Source organism: Segatella sinensis (assembly GCF_040095255.1).
Taxonomy (GTDB): Bacteria; Bacteroidota; Bacteroidia; order Bacteroidales; family Bacteroidaceae; genus Prevotella; species Prevotella sinensis.
The window spans coordinates 33022-49530 of the sequence record NZ_JBBNGE010000003.1; the positions used below are offsets into that span (position 1 = coordinate 33022).

The window sequence follows — 16509 nt, forward strand, 5'->3', positions numbered from 1 at the left end:
TAAGAATATCATTAATAGTAAAATGGAAGAAAACAAGAATTACGAACTTGAGGACTTGCAGGAGCAGGAAGAACAGTCTGCGCTCGACTTTCAGACCATCTATTCCACTCTGATCCTGAACTGGAAATGGTTCCTTCTCTCGATTGTTCTCTGCTGTGCCCTTGCAGTGGCTTACGTGAAGCTGGCACCAAAGGTATTCCAGAGTTCTACGAAGATTTTGATCAAGGATGATGAATCCAAGAAGAGCGGCGGTGCTGCCGGTGCAGCGGCTGCGGCGATGTCGAACCTGAGTCTGGGATTCATGTCCAGTTCCAACGGTATCGACAACGAGACGGAAATTCTGAACTCACGCTTTCTGGTACAGCAGACCATCAAGAACCTGAAGCTCTACGCAGAGTACAAGCACGGCGGCATGCTGGTAGATACGCTGATCTATGCCAAGCAGGAAGTAAACGTGGACATGGACACCACCAGCCTGAAGCAGCTGAATGCTCCGATGAAGCTGACCATCACCCGTGAGGGAGGTATCTACCACGTAAAGGGTAAGTATTTCAAGCCTATCGATGCAGAAACCTTCGAAAAGGCTCCTTACGAAATCAACAAAACCCTCGCCAAACTCCCGGCACAGATCAGAACCAAGGCGGGTACACTGACCCTGACACAGAACCCTGTCTATGAGCTGAAGGAAGGTACTGAGCTGAAGGTGGAGATGATTTCTCCTTTCAAGGCTTCTAAGGAATACTTCAAGCGTCTGACCATGAACCAGACCAAGAAGACGGCTAACACCGTGGAGCTGACCTTCAACGATGAGAGCAGAGAAAGAGGCGTTGACTTCCTCAATGGTCTGATTGATGCCTACAACTATCAGGCAAACATCGACAAGAACGAGATACAGAAGCGCACAGAAGACTTCATCAACAGCCGACTGGCAAAGATTTCTACAGAGTTGACCGGTAACGATACCAACCTGGAGAAGTACAAGCAGAAGAACCGTATGGTGGATATCGGACTGAACGCCAAGCAGGCTGTATTGAGTTCCGACCAGTTTGACCAGGAGTTGAATAAGGCCAACATGCAGGTGGAACTGCTCAACGAGATTGGTAAGTATATGGATCAGCCAGCCAACAAGTATCAGCCTATCCCTACCAATGTAGGTCTGGAGGATGAGAGTGCTACGGCATTGATCGGACAATACAACAGCCTTGCCCTGACCCGCAAGCAGCTGCTGCACAGTGCGAGCGAGGATTCGCCAGTGGTAACCCCTATCACGGCACAGCTGGAAGACCTGATGACTGCCATCAAGCGAGCTATGTTCCAGGCAAGAATCAATATGAAGATCCAGCGTAACAGCATCGCCGACATGGCTAGCAAATACGAGAAGACTATCGGTGTGACTCCAGAACAGGAGAAGGCACTGACACAGATCGGACGTCAGCAGTCGGTTACCTCAGGTCTTTACCTGATGCTGCTGCAGAAGCGTGAGGAGACTTCCATGTCGCTGGCATCAACCGCCGACAAGGCAAAGATCATCGAGCCTGCAGCTTTCGTAGATAAGGTAAGCCCTAAGGGAATCATCGCATTACTCATCGCATTCATCCTGGGTGTTGCCATCCCTGCCGGTATCATCTACCTTCGCGAACTGCTGCGCAGCAAGATTCTGGGTCACGACGATGTAGAGAAACTGACTCAGCTCCCTATCATCGGAGACATCCCTACTGCCAGCGCCAACGGAAGCAAGGGTAACATCGTGATACAGGAAAACAAGAGTAACCTGATGTCGGAAATCTTCAGAGGATTGCGTACCAACCTGCAACTGGCAGGTGACGACAAGGAAAAGGTATTCATCGTGACCTCTACCACAACCGGAGAAGGCAAGACCTTCATCGCTTCAAACCTTGCTATGAGCCTCGCTCTGCTGGAGAAGAAGACCATTATGGTAGGACTCGATATCAGAAAGCCTAGAATGGCAGAACTCTTCAGCATCGGAGACCGCCAGCACGGCATCACCAACATCCTTGCCAACGAGGAATGTAACTGGGAGGAAGTAAAGGCTCAGATTGTAACATCTGGCGTGAACCACAACTTAGACTTGCTGACGGCAGGTCCTACACCAGCCAACCCTGGTGAACTGATGGTAAGAAAGAGCCTGAAGCAGACCATCGCTCTGCTGAAAGAGCACTACGACTATGTGATCATCGATACAGCGCCTGTAGGACTGGTAGCAGATACCCTGCAGCTCAGCAAGCTAGCAGACAGAACGCTGTTCGTTTGCCGTGCAGACTTCTCAACTAAGTCTAGCTTCACTTACATCAACAAGCTCGATGAGCAGAAGAAACTGCCAAATATCTCAATCGTAATCAACGATATCGACCTCTCCAAGAAGAAGTTCGCATACAGTTACGGATTTGGCAAATACAGCAAAAACGGCAACCGTTCTTTCGGTTTCTACGGTTTGTTCAGCAACAACACCAATGATGACAGCATCAAGATCTAGATCTTGAATCACGATAAAAAAAAACGACGTGCAGCACTTGAATCAAAGTGCTGCACGTTTTTTTATGCATCAAAAAAAATAGGGCGCATCACAAAAGAATCGTGACACGCCCAAATAATAGAAATGATAATTACTATAATTAGAAGAACAAGTAGCGGTTATCCACTACGTGAGCCTTCATATAAAGCTCGTTCATGAAGTTGCCGGCATACTGCATAGCCTTCTGGCGGCACTTCTGCTCGTAAGCCTTCTCATCGAACTTAACAGGACGGTTGGTCTTGCCAGTAACCTGGAAGAGATAAACACCTGCGTTACCCTTTACCGCGTTAGCTACGAAAGCGCCCTTCTTGGTAGCTGAAACAGCACCAGAAACAGCAGGCTCGCTAGCACCTGTAGCAGAGATGAAGGTAGGAGCTGCAAAAGTAATCTGATTAACGGTAGCAATCTTTGCACCCTTAGCCTTAGCAGCAGCGATGCTCTTCACACCAGCTACCTTAGCCATAATCAGCTCAGCCTTCTTGTCCTTGATGACCTCAGCCTTTACCATCTCCTTAACCTGAGGATCGCTCAAGTCGCGGTAACCGATGCGATGAATCTTATCCAAGACTACTACGAGCAAGTGGTTGTTGTCGCCACACTCATACATAGGAGAAACCTCATCCTCCTTGCTCTCGAAGATCCACTTCAAGGCATCACGGGTAGAATGGATGCTGGCTACATAGTGAGTAGCTGTTGTCATATCATTCAGGTTCTGTACGCGATAACCGCTCTTGGTTGCATTCTTCAAGAGATCCTCTGACTTAGGATTAGCACTTACATAGCTAGAGAACTTGTTGTATGCTGTACGGTATGTATCGTTAGAGAACTGAATCTCCTTCTTGATGACTGCTGCCACATACTTGGTTACCATTGCCTTGCGGTCGCAAACCTGGAGGATGACATAACCCTGACCGAGCTGAAGCTCATTGTATGCATTGACAGAAGCTGTATTCAATGTGTTGATGAATGCCTTGTTGTCCTTATCCATAGTCTGAGCATACTCATACTGCTTGGTAGTCATCCAAGCCTTCTCACCAGTCTGACCATACTTCTTAGCGAGTGCCTCGAAGTCTGCACCAGCAGCAAGAGCGCTATGGATTGAGTCTGCCTTGGTCTTAGCCTCAGCCTGAGAAGCTGCTGCCACCTGGATGACACGATACTGGATAGAGTCTGGCAACTGCTGCTTGCTCATCAGCTTCACGATGTTCAATGTGTTATCAGAAGCATTAACCTTTACTGCAGAAGTAGCACCTACAGCCATGGAATCGATAGCAGAAGCAATGTCTGATGGCCAAGCCTCCTTGCTCACTGGGATACCCAGGTAAGCTACGGTAGAAGCTGACTTGCGAACAAGCTCTGCAGGATCAGCTGCAGCAGCGAGCTGTGTATGATACTCAGCAAACTCCTTGTTGAGTGCTGCACGGTCGGTCTTGGAAGCCTCAACCAGAACATCGATGAACTTGATATCTCTACTCTCAACAGGCTGCTTGAAGCGAGCCTTCATCTCGTCATACTTAGCCTTCAGGTCGCTCTCCTCTACCTTCACCTTGTCGTCCTGAACATCAGAATAAGGGAAGGCTGCCAACTGGATCTGGCTTTCCTCGTTCTCCTCCTTGAAAGCCATCTTAGCCTCTACAGGGTTTGAAAGGAAGCAGTGTGCAAGGAGTGCCTGATACTTCTGAGCCAAAGTCTGCTGACGGAGTGTCTTCTCGATGAATGACCAGTAGTTGAAAATCTTGGTGTACTGTTCCATCATCTGAGGATTAGCAGATGGGTTAGCCTTCTGAGCCTTGTAATCAGCCAGGAACTTCTGGAGAGAAGATGCGTCGAAACGACCTGTCTGCTGATTTACGAATGGAGTCTGCTGAAGCATTGGGCTTGTACCTGTCTTCAAGATATCCTGAAGCTCTGCGTCTGTTACGGTAAGACCCAACTTACTAGCCTCCTTGGCAATAATCTGGTTCTGCACGTATGTATTCCATACCATGTCCTTCACCTGATTCATCTGCTCCTCAGGAAGGTTTTCCTGACCTTGTTGCATTTTAATAACCTCTGTGTACTCATCAACGAGCTTCTGGAAATCCTGCACGCTGATTTTCTCGCCATACACCTCACCGATTTGCTGACGCTCATTGTTCTTTGCAGAATCGCAAGAGCGGAAAGCTTCCTCAGCAATGAAGGCGAAAAGACCGAAACTGATAATACATATCAGTATCACGCCTCTTTTTCTAATTGTTCCTAATGCTGCCATTACGTTTTAATTATTATTATTATTTTATTTTTTCCTTATTAGGATTGTACTGCTTTTGAAGCAAGTAGCCAATTGGTTGCAAAAATACAAAAATAATACGAGAAAAGGGAATTTTTCGGTATCTTTTTTGGCTGGAAACGCAAAAAAGTCGAAAAATTCCCTCTTCTCATCCAACTATTTGATGATGTGGAGTTTCACAAGTTCTATCTTACGGGATGTGGACTTGATAATCTTAAACTCAAACTTGTCGAATTTAATTACTTCATTCAGCTTTGGGAAGCTCTGATATTCGTGAAGAATGAGTCCACCCAGAGTCATATACTCATCACTCTCCGGAAGATCCAGGTCGAACAGATCGTTCACCTTGTCTATCTCCAGTCGAGCCGACAGCAGATAGTCGCCGTCATCGGTCTTCTTGGCTACATACTTCGCTGAATCGTGCTCATCCTCGATATCGCCGAAGATCTCTTCCACGATATCCTCCAGACTCACCAGTCCGCTGGTTCCGCCAAACTCATCTACCACAACGCCCAGCGACTTCTTCTGCTGCAGGAAAGTCTGCATCAGTTTCTGCGCCTGCATGGTCTCCGGCACGAAAGGCATCGTGCGGATATGATCCTGCCATCTCTTCGGATTGTGGAAGAGCTCGGAACTGTGGATGTAGCCCACGATATGGTCGATATCATCCTCATAGACGATAATCTTGGAGTTTCCGCTTTCGATGAACTTCTGACGAAGTTCCTCCAGAGAGGTATCTATCTCTACCGCCTGAATCTCGGTACGTGGCACCATACAGTCGCGCACCTTGGTATCTGAGAAATCCAGGGCGTTTTGGAAAATCTTCACCTCGTCGTTGATCTCGTCTTCATTGGTGGCATTGTCGATGCTCGACTGCACCAGATAGTCAAGATCTACCTTAGAAAAGCCTTCATCCCCCTCTTCAGACTCCATCTTCATACCCACCATGCGCAGCAATCCCTTGCTGAGGAAGGTACTGAACTTGCTGATAGGCCAGAGAATGACGTAGCACAGATACGCAAACGGACTGAAGATGGACAGCAATCGGTTTGGATTCGACTTGAAAAGCGTCTTCGGCAGGAACTCACCCGTAAACAACACGATGAGTGTGGAGAGAATGGTATCGCAGGTAACCTTGACACCATCATCCAGACCAGCAAAGATGGTATTATCAAACAGACGGGCTATCAGGATACCATATACTACGAGGGCTATATTGTTGCCCACCAGCATGGTGCTGACGAATCCGTTGGGATGATTATAAAAGAGCGACAAGAGTCGCTGCGTAAGTCCGTTTTTCTCCTTGTCCATTTCCGCCAACATACGGTTGGAGGAGACGAAGGCAATCTCCATTCCACTAAAGAATGCAGAAAACACCATCGTGATGAGGATACTCACTATCAGACTTATATCAACTTCTTCCATGATACATTATATCGTTAAAAAACATATTTCCTCCTACCCTATCAATGCATGACAGGAATGGTGGTGGCTCGCTGCGGTGTTGCCGGCTGACGCATAGGCGCACTGGTAGAATCGGATGATGAAGCAGGAGATGAACTGCCTCCACCACCGAAGTCGCCCTTCTCGAAGCTACCCTTAGAATTGCTCACAAAATAGCGGGTCATACGCTCATCGCTCCAGAAATAGGAACCCTGAAGGGTACGCTCCGGAGTAACGAGCTTACTGAACACATGGCTGGAGAGTTCGTGCTTGTTCTCATCCCAGGTGAGCTGCTCGCTGGTAAAGCGAAGACCATCCTTGGTGAGGATGCGCACACGGCCATAGAGCTTCCATACCCGCTCCTGATCAAAGTAATAAGCCGTATCACACTGGATATAACTGTTGATGTGGAACTTCTCGTCAAACTGTTCGAGCAGCATTCCCTTATCAAAAATCCAGCGGGAAGGCACACGGTTGGTATTCACCTCCCATCGCTCGGTAACGATGCGGTACTTGATGACACCCGAATCACTGATGAGTGTATTGACGCCATACGAAGTCATCATCGCCACAGAGTCTCTGTCGTGGATAGCAGGCGCAGTATGTTCTACCGGATTCTGGCAGGCAGCCAAAACCCAGGAAACTATGACACCTATTACTATGAAATATTTAATCTTATACATTATTATATATATAGAAGATGTGGCATCTCCCGAAGAAAACACCACAATATGGGCAGATTACTGCATCTTCCACTTCTTGAACCAATCCTCGTTGAAAGTGAATCCGATGTTCAGGCGGAAGATATTCTCCTTGATAAGTCCGGTAGCCGAATTCTTCACCCACTGGCCGCTGATATTCAACTGCGAACGGTTGTTGTAGGAATTCATGATAGGAATACCGAAACCGGCACTTACAGAAAGCTCCTTAGGGCCATCCACGCCGTTCACCTTATAATATGGTGTAGCAAAGCTTACACCGGCACGGTAAGCCACACGCTTGAGGAAAGCACGGTTGCGCTCACCATAGCAGTACTGGAATCCGACATTCACCTTGCTGCGATCCTTATACACTCCATCGCGCAATGCCCAAGGCTCGCTGCTGTTAGCCTCGTAGGTAGGATAGCCCAGGCTGCCCCATTTCTGCAGACTGTAATCTACACCAATCTTCCACTGGTTGTTGTGATTCCACATCAAACCGGCACCATACATCGTAGGCAACTCGTAGGCATTCTTGATGCTGAAGGCAAGTGTATCAGATGTACTGGTCTGCGCATTGGAAGAAATGATGCTCATATCGGCATCGGCATGCAGATTATGACCTGGCGAATAAGTGACACCCAGGGTTACCTCATCCTTCTTCGACAACTTCTGGGTATATTGCACACCCAGGTCGATCTTGTAGTTGTTCACACGAGTACCATAGGTGCGGTAAAGAGACTTATAATAGCTGTTGCTATAGTTGTTCTGCACGGTTCTGTCGATGGAGCCCCAGATATAGCCAATATTGGCACCGACAGACAAGCCCTTGAGTGGAGACCAGCCGGCACCCACATATACCTGATGCAAACCGCCTTCACCCTCGTAGGAGTTGGTGTAGGTAACATCCTTGTCGTTCTTGTTCACCCATCCGCTGGTAGAATAGTTGTATCCCACGTTGGTGAAAGGGATAATACCGAAACTCATACCCAGATGGCGGAAGAGGCGGAAGCCTGCTACCACATATTCGAGATTGGAGTTATTGGCATTCTTCTTCACCCCGTTCTCGTTGAAGTTGGTTACCTGACCCGAGATACCGGCATCCAGGATGAAAGTCATGGAGTCGATGGCAGCATAGGAAGCAGGGTTCAGATAGTTAATCTGATTATGCTCATGAAAACCAAGTCCAACACCATTCATACCACGGTTGAAGCCAGAAGTCTGTTCAGACAAAACGCCTAAACCATACTGGCTGTATGGAGAATTAGTACCGCTTTGGGCATTAACCATAAGAGTAGAACCCAACAAGAGGGCTGCTAAAATAAACTTTCTCATTTATATATAAATCAGTCAAAATTATATTCAGAGTGCAAAAGTATTAAAAAAAATCTAGAAAAAAGAAGGATATTCCAAAATAATAAGTTATTTTTGCATCGTGAAACGATTTAAGCATATTTTTGGCGTCATTTTAGCGGTTATTTTAACCAATTTAACTACTAATGTGACAGCACAGGATTTTTCAGGCTATCAGACTCCTGACATTTCTGTGCAGAACAGTCGTGTCAATGAGGATGCTACATCCTGGCTCGACTCGGTAGATATTTCGCTCCTCACCTGCGGACCAGGCAACGAGGTATGGTCGTACTACGGTCACTCTGCCCTGCGCATCCAGGACAAGATGCACGGAAGCGACGTGGCAGTCAACTGGGGCATGTTCAGTTTCAGGCAGAACTTCTTCATCCTGCGCTTCGTATTCGGACTCACCGACTACCAGATCGGCATCTACCCAATGACCGACTTCCTCGCCGAATATGCAGCAGAAGGAAGATGGGTACGCCAGCAGCGCATCAATCTCTCCAGGGACGAGAAGATCAACATCCTGCATGCCATCGAGGAAAATGCCAAGCCGGAGAACCGTACCTACCGGTACAACTTCTTCTTCGACAACTGCACCACCCGTGCAAGGGAGATGATCCTCACCAACATCGGTTACTGCAACACCAACTTTGATGATAAGGAAACCCAATCCACCTATCGCCAGGAAATCCACAAGCTGAACGGAGACCACCGATGGAGCCGTTTCGGCAACGACCTGCTCCTGGGCTATCTCGCCGACCAGCCTATCAGCAAGCGAGAATGGGAGTTCCTGCCGGACAACCTGAGCCGTGACTTTGCCACAGAAGGCAGAAAAGACAATATGAATGCACCCCAGGATCTGGCAAGCACCCGATACTACAACGGCAAGGAGGGCTATATCACGATGGTAGATAGCACCAGCTACCTGATACCGAAGCAGGCACAGGTGGCAGAATCGGAAGCCATCACTCCAATCATGGTGGCAACATTCATCGCCATCATCATCATAGGCGTGAGCATCATCGAATGGCGCAAGAAGAAGAACTTCTGGGGGTTTGATGCCTTCCTGCTCATCTGGACGGGTCTGCCGGGCATCATCCTTTTTGCGATGATCTTCTCGCAGCACCCTACCGTGCAGATCAACTTCCAGCTTCTGCTGCTGAACCCAGTGAACCTCATCTTCACTTGGAAAACCATTTCGAAGATGAGAAAAGGCAAGCTCTACTGGTATTACGAGATATGGGGATGGTGCCTGCTCGTGGCATTGCTCCTGCAAATCTGGCAGAGCTATGCCGAAGGAATGAGCACTCTGGCATTCTCTTTGCTGATGAGATATGCAATCAAGTCAACCCTGCTCGACCTCAACAGCAGCAAGCTGGCTATACAGAAACAATTAATGAATAAACTCAGAAAAGACAAGTAGTGACACTTCTCCAGACCGAGACTGAGAGAAGATGCTCCAAAAAGACTTTTAAAAGTTACATAAATAAAGGAAATAAAAATGATGGTAAACAGATATATCACAGCCCTTTTGGTTGTCCTGGCGGCAACCGGCATGGAGGCGCAGACTTATCAGCAGGCGCTGAAGTTTGCGCTCACGGATATATCCTACGATGAATTCATCCAGCAACCGGAGGCGAAGGCATTGGAGGAGGACATCCTCTATGTCATCAAAGCCATCAAGCAGGCTTCCGAAGAGGAAAATATGTCAGAGCATCATTACCATCAGGCAGCTGTGCTTGCAGCTGTCAAGACTGACATTCTGACAGATTCACATTTAAATATTTGTTTTCATCCCGTTGTGGCGCATAAGTACAAAGCACACTTCGGAAGCATTGTTATTCGAGGTCCAAACTGCTGATTATATGCTTTCTGACAGCAAAACTAGCAAGAAATGCAGCCAGAAAGGGCAATAATTGGTAAAATATTGCAGATTTACAGATATTTTTTGTATTTTTGCAAGCTAGTAAACAAACAACAGGAAAAAGCAGAAGAAGAAAAAGGACTGACAGCCCACATTTGTCTTAACTCCTTTAACTTCTTAACTTCTTTAACTCCTATATCATACATCGAATAATAATAAAAAATAAATATACAATGAACTTTAACAAAATTCTTCAGTCATTGTTTGGCAACAAGTCAACTCGCGATATGAAGTTGATCCAGCCAATCGTAGAGAAAGTCAAGGCAGAATACCCTAAGATGAATGCCTTGAGCAATGACGAACTTCGTGCAAAAACAAAGGAACTCCAGAAGTACGTACAGGAGTACGCTAAGGAAGAGAAGGCTAAGATTGCCGAACTCAAAGCTAAGATCGAGGACACTCCAATCGACGAGCGTGAAGGTATCTTCAACCAGATCGACAAGTTGGAGCAGGAAGCACTCGACAAGTATGAGGTTGCACTCAACGAGGTTTTGCCTCAGGTTTTCGCTATCGTAAAGGATACAGCACGCCGCTTCGCTGAGAACGAGGAGACCGTAGTTACTGCTACAGACTTCGACCGCGAGCTGGCTTCAAACCCAGCCAACGACTTCGTGACCATCGACGGTGACAAGGCTATCTATCACAACCACTGGACTGCCGGCGGCAACGATATGAAGTGGGAAATGATCCATTACGACGTACAGCTCTTCGGTGGTGTTGTTCTCCACCAGGGTAAGATTGCAGAGATGGCTACCGGTGAGGGTAAGACCCTCGTAGGTACTACCCCTATCTTCCTCAACGCATTGACAGGTAATGGTGTACACGTAGTAACCGTGAACGACTACCTGGCTAAGCGTGACTCTGAGTGGATGGGCCCTCTCTATATGTTCCACGGTCTCTCTGTAGATTGCATCGACAAGCATCGTCCTAACTCTGACGCTCGTCGCAAGGCATATATGGCTGATATCACCTTCGGTACCAACAACGAGTTCGGTTTCGACTACCTGCGTGATAACATGGCTACCAACCCTAGCGACCTGGTACAGCGCCAGCACAACTACGCCATCGTCGATGAGGTTGACTCCGTATTGATCGATGATGCCCGTACACCATTGATCATCTCTGGTCCTATTCCAAAGGGCGACGACCAGATGTTCGAGCAGTACCAGCCACTGGTAGAGAAGCTCTACGAGGTACAGCGCAAGCAGGCTACCGAGTTGCTCGCCGAGGCTAAGCAGAAGATTACAGAGGGCGGCAAGACCAAGAACCAGCAGATGCTCGAGGAAGGTTTCCTCTCACTCTACCGTTCTTACAAGGCGCTGCCTAAGAACAAGCCATTGATCAAGTACCTCTCTGAAGAGGGTATCAAGGCAGGATTGCTCAAGACCGAGGAATTCTATATGGCAAACAACAACCGTGAGATGCCTAAGGCTGTTGAGCCTTTGTACTTCGTGGTTGATGAGAAGCTGAACTCTGCCGACCTGACCGATAAGGGTACAGAGTGGTTGGCTAAGCAGGTGAACGATAGAGAGCTCTTCGTATTGCCTGATATCACTACACAGATGAGTGACCTGGAAGCTCGCACAGACATCTCAGACCAGGAGCGTCTGGACATCAAGGACGAGTTGCTGGCTCACTACGGCGTACAGAGCGAGCGTGTTCACACCTTGCAGCAGCTCTTGAAGGCTTACACCATGTTTAATAAGGACGACGAGTATGTAGTCATGGACGGTCAGGTGAAGATCGTGGATGAGCAGACAGGTCGTATCATGGAGGGTCGACGCTGGAGCGATGGCTTGCACCAGGCTGTAGAGGCTAAGGAGCATGTAAAGGTAGAGGCTGCAACACAGACCTTCGCTACCATCACACTCCAGAACTACTTCCGTATGTACCACAAGCTCGCAGGTATGACCGGTACGGCAAGCACCGAGTCTGGTGAGTTCTGGGATATCTATAAGCTCGATGTAGTTGAGATTCCTACCAACCGCCCTATCCTGCGTAAGGACTTGGATGACCGTGTATATAAGACTGCCCGCGAGAAATACCGTGCCGTCATCGATGAGATTGAGGAGACACGCAATGCTGGTCGCCCAGTATTGGTTGGTACCACATCTGTAGAAATCTCTGAGTTGTTGAGCAAGATGTTGAAGATGCGCAACATTCCTCATAATGTATTGAACGCCAAGCTGCACCAGCAGGAGGCTCAGATCGTAGCCGAGGCTGGTCGCTCAGTAAATGGCAAGGGTGCCGTAACCATCGCTACCAACATGGCAGGTCGTGGTACCGATATCAAGCTGACCCCAGAGGTGAAGGCAGCAGGTGGTCTCGCCATCATTGGTACAGAGCGTCATGAGAGCCGTCGTGTTGACCGCCAGCTCCGTGGTCGTGCCGGACGTCAGGGTGACCCAGGTTCTTCTGTATTCTATGTATCATTGGAAGATAAGCTGATGCGTCTGTTCGCTTCTGAGCGCATTGCCAAGGTAATGGACCGTCTCGGTTTCGAGGATGGCGAACGTATCGAAAGCCCAATGATCAGCAAGAGCATCGAGCGTGCACAGCGCAAGGTTGAGGAGAACAACTTCGGTATCCGTAAGCACCTCCTGGAGTATGATGACGTGATGAACCGTCAGCGTACCGTTATCTACGAGAAGCGTCGCCACGCCCTGATGGGTGAGCGTATCGGTATGGATATCGCCAACGTAATCTGGGACCGCGTACTGAACATCGTGAACAACAACGACTTCACCGGTGCCAAGGAAGAGTTCCTGAAGGTTCTCGCCATGGAGATTCCTTTCACAGAGGAGGAATACGAGAACGGCAGACGCGACGAGATGGCTGAGCGTGCCTTCCAGGAGGCTATGGCTGCCTTCAAGCGCAAGACCGACCGCATCCAGGCTACAGCAATGCCTATCATCAAGCAGGTATATGAAAACCAGGGTGCGATGTACGAGCGCATCATGGTGCCTATCACCGACGGCAAGCGCATGTACAACATCGCATGCAACCTGAAGGAGGCTTACGAGACAGAGGCAAAGAACGTAGTGAAGGAGTTCGAGAAGAGCGTAGTACTCCACATCATCGATGATGACTGGAAGGAGAACCTCCGCAAGCTCGATGAGTTGAAGCACTCTGTACAGAATGCCAGCTACGAGCAGAAGGACCCATTGCTCATCTTCAAGTTGGAGAGTGCAAAGGTATGGGACGCTATGATCAATGATATGAACGACCGCATCGCCAGCATCCTGATGCGTGGTCAGATTCCTGTCATGGAGCAGGAGCAGCCAGTTCAGGAGGCAGCACCAGAGCAGCACACCCAGCAGAACTACGTAGAGAGCAAGGTGGATATCGATGCTGAGCGTGCAGCACAGGAGGCAGCAGCCAACCAGGATACCCGCGAGGGAGCTGATCAGGTGAACCGCACTCCATACCGTGCCGAGCACATGCCTCGTCCTAACGATCCATGTCCATGCGGCAGCGGCAAGAAGTTCAAGAACTGCCACGGCAGAAACATCTAAACACCAGAAAGGATGATAAGTGATGACAGCGAAATCTTGCCATCACAAGAAATAATGATAAGAATACCTAGATTTGATGATACTCTCATCATTTCTAGGTATTTTTGTTATAAATAACGTCATTGCAACCGAGTTGCAAATAATTATTAGTATTTTTGCAGTCGAAAAGAAAAAAGAGCTGGCAATAAAGCCAGTTTCTAGAGAAAATAAGGTTAATTCAAGGAAAGATATATGAAATTATCAGAACTTAAAACAGGTGAAAGCGCCGTTATCGTCAAGGTTTCAGGACACGGTGGCTTCAGAAAGAGAGTCATCGAGATGGGATTCATCAAGGGCAAGAAGGTAGATGTGCTCCTGAACGCCCCACTCCAGGACCCTGTGAAATACAAGATTATGGGTTACGAGGTGTCACTCCGACACAGCGAAGCTGACCATATCGAAGTGGTTTCCATCGAGGAAGCCAAGCATGATGCACAGCTCTGCAAGGCGGAAGAAGAAGACCGCCAGCAGGTAATTGGCTCTAAAGTAGTAGATTCCAACGATAGCGACGAGCAGGCACTCGGCGACAAGATGCTCGTGGCTGAAAGAAAAGACTCTGCCAGCAACGAAGCCTTGGCAGAACAGAAAGCAGAAAGACTCCACCGCGTCATCAACGTGGCACTGGTGGGAAATCCAAACTGCGGAAAGACTTCCCTCTTCAACTTCGCATCGGGTGCTCACGAACGTGTGGGCAACTACAGCGGCGTAACCGTGGATGCCAAGGTGGGCGAAGCCGAATACAACGGCTATCACTTCAACCTGGTAGATTTGCCGGGCACCTATTCCCTTTCTGCCTATTCTCCGGAAGAACTCTATGTGCGCAAGCAGCTCATCGAGCATACGCCGGATATCGTCATCAACGTCATCGACACCAGCAACCTGGAGCGCAACCTCTATCTCACTACCCAGTTGATAGACATGCACATCCGCATGGTCTGTGCCCTCAACATGTTTGATGAAACCGAAAAACGTGGTGATAACATCGACTACGACAAACTGGGCGAACTCTTCGGTATCTCGATGATTCCTACCGTCTTCACCAATGGTCGAGGCGTGGACAAGCTCTTCGAAACCATCATCGAACTCTACGAAGGCAAGGAAGATTCCAGCGCTCACTATCGCCATATCCACATCAACCACGGACATGAGATAGAGCACGGCATCGAACATATCCAGAAATATCTGAAGGCAGATGATTCCATCCGCCAGCGCTACTCTACTCGTTACCTCTCCATCAAGTTGTTGGAGAATGATAAGCACGCTGAGGAATACGTTAGTCATCTGAAATCGGCCAAGGAAATCTTCGCAGCCCGTGATGAGGCAGCCAAACGTGTGAAGGAAGAGAGCCAGGAGGATAGTGAAACCGCCATCATGGATGCCAAATACGGTTTTATCCATGGCGCATTGCAGGAAGCAGGCTATGAACCGGGCAAGGCGAAGGATACCTATCAGGTAACCCACCTCATCGACAGCATCCTGACCAATAAATATGTAGGCTTCCCTATCTTCGTTCTCCTACTGTTCATCATGTTCTCAGCCACCTTCGTACTGGGCGAGATTCCTAAGGGATGGATTGAGGTCGGCGTGGCATGGCTGGGCGAGTTCATCAGCAATACGATGCCGGACGGACCTGTTAAGGATATGCTGGTAGATGGTGTGATTGGTGGTGTAGGTGCCGTGATCGTGTTCCTGCCACAGATTCTGATTCTGTATTTCTTCATCTCTTATATGGAGGATTCGGGATATATGGCTCGTGCAGCCTTCATCATGGATAAGCTGATGCACAAGATGGGCCTGCATGGCAAATCATTCATTCCGCTAATTATGGGATTCGGATGTAACGTACCTGCCGTGATGGCAACAAGAACCATCGAGAGTCACCGTTCCCGTCTGATAACGATGCTGATATTGCCATTGATGAGCTGTTCTGCTCGTCTGCCAATCTACATCATGGTCATCGGAACGTTCTTTGCCATCCAATACAGTTCGCTCATCATGGTATCGCTCTATCTCATCGGCATCTTCCTAGCCGTGATTCTGAGCCGAATCTTTGCCAGTTTCGTGGTGAAGGGCGAAGATACCCCATTCGTAATGGAGCTGCCTCCTTACCGCTTCCCTACCTGGAAGGCAATAGGCCGCCATACCTGGGAAAAGGGTAAGCAGTATCTGAAGAAGATGGGTGGCATCATCCTCGTGGCAAGTATCATCGTCTGGGCTTTGGGCTACTTCCCTCACAATGAGGAACTTGATACCCAGGCACAGCAGGAGCAGAGCTATATCGGCAGAATCGGTAAGACCATCGAGCCTATCTTTACCCCACAGGGATTCGACTGGAAACTGGATGTGGGTCTGGTATCCGGTGTGGGTGCCAAGGAGATTGTAGCCTCAACGATGGGCGTACTCTACAGCAACAACGACAGTTTCTCTGACGATCAGGATTACAACGATGAAGACGGAAAATACGAGGTTTTGAAGAAGCAGATGACATCTGACTTGAAGAAGACCTACGGTTACAGCGATGCCGAGGCAGCAGCGAAGGCAACGCTCACCGCCTATTGCTTCCTCCTCTTCGTATTGCTCTACTTCCCTTGCATCGCCACGATAGCAGCCATCAAGGGAGAGACAGGCAGTTGGAAATGGGCAGGCTTCGCCGCCGGCTACACCACGCTATTGGCATGGGTAGTATCAGCCCTGGTCTTCCAGATAGGAAGCTTGTTTATCTAATATAACAA

General features: G+C 48.5%; 9 protein-coding genes. 5 read left to right on the top strand and 4 right to left on the bottom strand.

From position 1 onward, the window contains the following. The first annotated feature begins 22 nt into the window (after window positions 1-22). Complete coding sequence (locus tag AAAT87_RS01420; RefSeq protein ID WP_349225419.1) at window positions 23-2494, top strand: GumC family protein; 2472 nt, start codon at window positions 23-25, stop codon at window positions 2492-2494. 139 nt (window positions 2495-2633) lie between these two features. On the opposite strand, the gene AAAT87_RS01425 is transcribed toward AAAT87_RS01420, so the two are convergent. From AAAT87_RS01425 to bamG, 4 genes are all read right to left on the bottom strand, one after another. Then, the gene (locus AAAT87_RS01425) at window positions 2634-4784 is read right to left on the bottom strand and encodes a peptidylprolyl isomerase (protein WP_349225420.1); all 2151 of its coding nucleotides are present in this window, start codon (window positions 4782-4784) and stop codon (window positions 2634-2636) included. A 174-nt stretch (window positions 4785-4958) separates the two neighbouring features. Beyond that, entirely contained in the window at window positions 4959-6230 is a 1272-nt protein-coding gene (locus AAAT87_RS01430; RefSeq protein WP_427866136.1) for a hemolysin family protein, read from the bottom strand. A gap of 38 nt (window positions 6231-6268) precedes the next feature. Next, on the bottom strand, window positions 6269-6928 hold the full coding sequence (gene lptC, locus AAAT87_RS01435) for an LPS export ABC transporter periplasmic protein LptC (protein ID WP_295023626.1): 660 nt from the start codon (window positions 6926-6928) through the stop codon (window positions 6269-6271). Window positions 6929-6985: 57 nt separating this feature from the next. Next, complete coding sequence (gene bamG / locus AAAT87_RS01440; RefSeq protein ID WP_298530588.1) at window positions 6986-8278, bottom strand: BamG family beta-barrel-assembly machinery protein; 1293 nt, start codon at window positions 8276-8278, stop codon at window positions 6986-6988. A gap of 166 nt (window positions 8279-8444) precedes the next feature. Between bamG and AAAT87_RS01445 the strand changes: the two genes are divergently transcribed. The 4 genes from AAAT87_RS01445 to feoB all read left to right on the top strand — a co-directional run bounded on the left by AAAT87_RS01445 (window position 8445) and on the right by feoB (window position 16501). Next, window positions 8445-9722, top strand: a complete 1278-nt coding sequence (locus AAAT87_RS01445; RefSeq protein ID WP_349225421.1) for an Lnb N-terminal periplasmic domain-containing protein — start codon at window positions 8445-8447, stop codon at window positions 9720-9722. A 78-nt stretch (window positions 9723-9800) separates the two neighbouring features. Further along, complete coding sequence (locus tag AAAT87_RS01450; protein ID WP_295023629.1) at window positions 9801-10160, top strand: hypothetical protein; 360 nt, start codon at window positions 9801-9803, stop codon at window positions 10158-10160. A 236-nt stretch (window positions 10161-10396) separates the two neighbouring features. Then, window positions 10397-13738, top strand: coding sequence for a preprotein translocase subunit SecA (secA, locus tag AAAT87_RS01455; protein ID WP_295023630.1), 3342 nt, complete (start codon window positions 10397-10399; stop codon window positions 13736-13738). A gap of 231 nt (window positions 13739-13969) precedes the next feature. After that, a complete protein-coding gene (gene feoB / locus AAAT87_RS01460) occupies window positions 13970-16501 on the top strand; it encodes a ferrous iron transport protein B (RefSeq protein WP_349225422.1) in 2532 nt (843 codons plus the stop codon). Window positions 16502-16509: the final 8 nt, after the last annotated feature.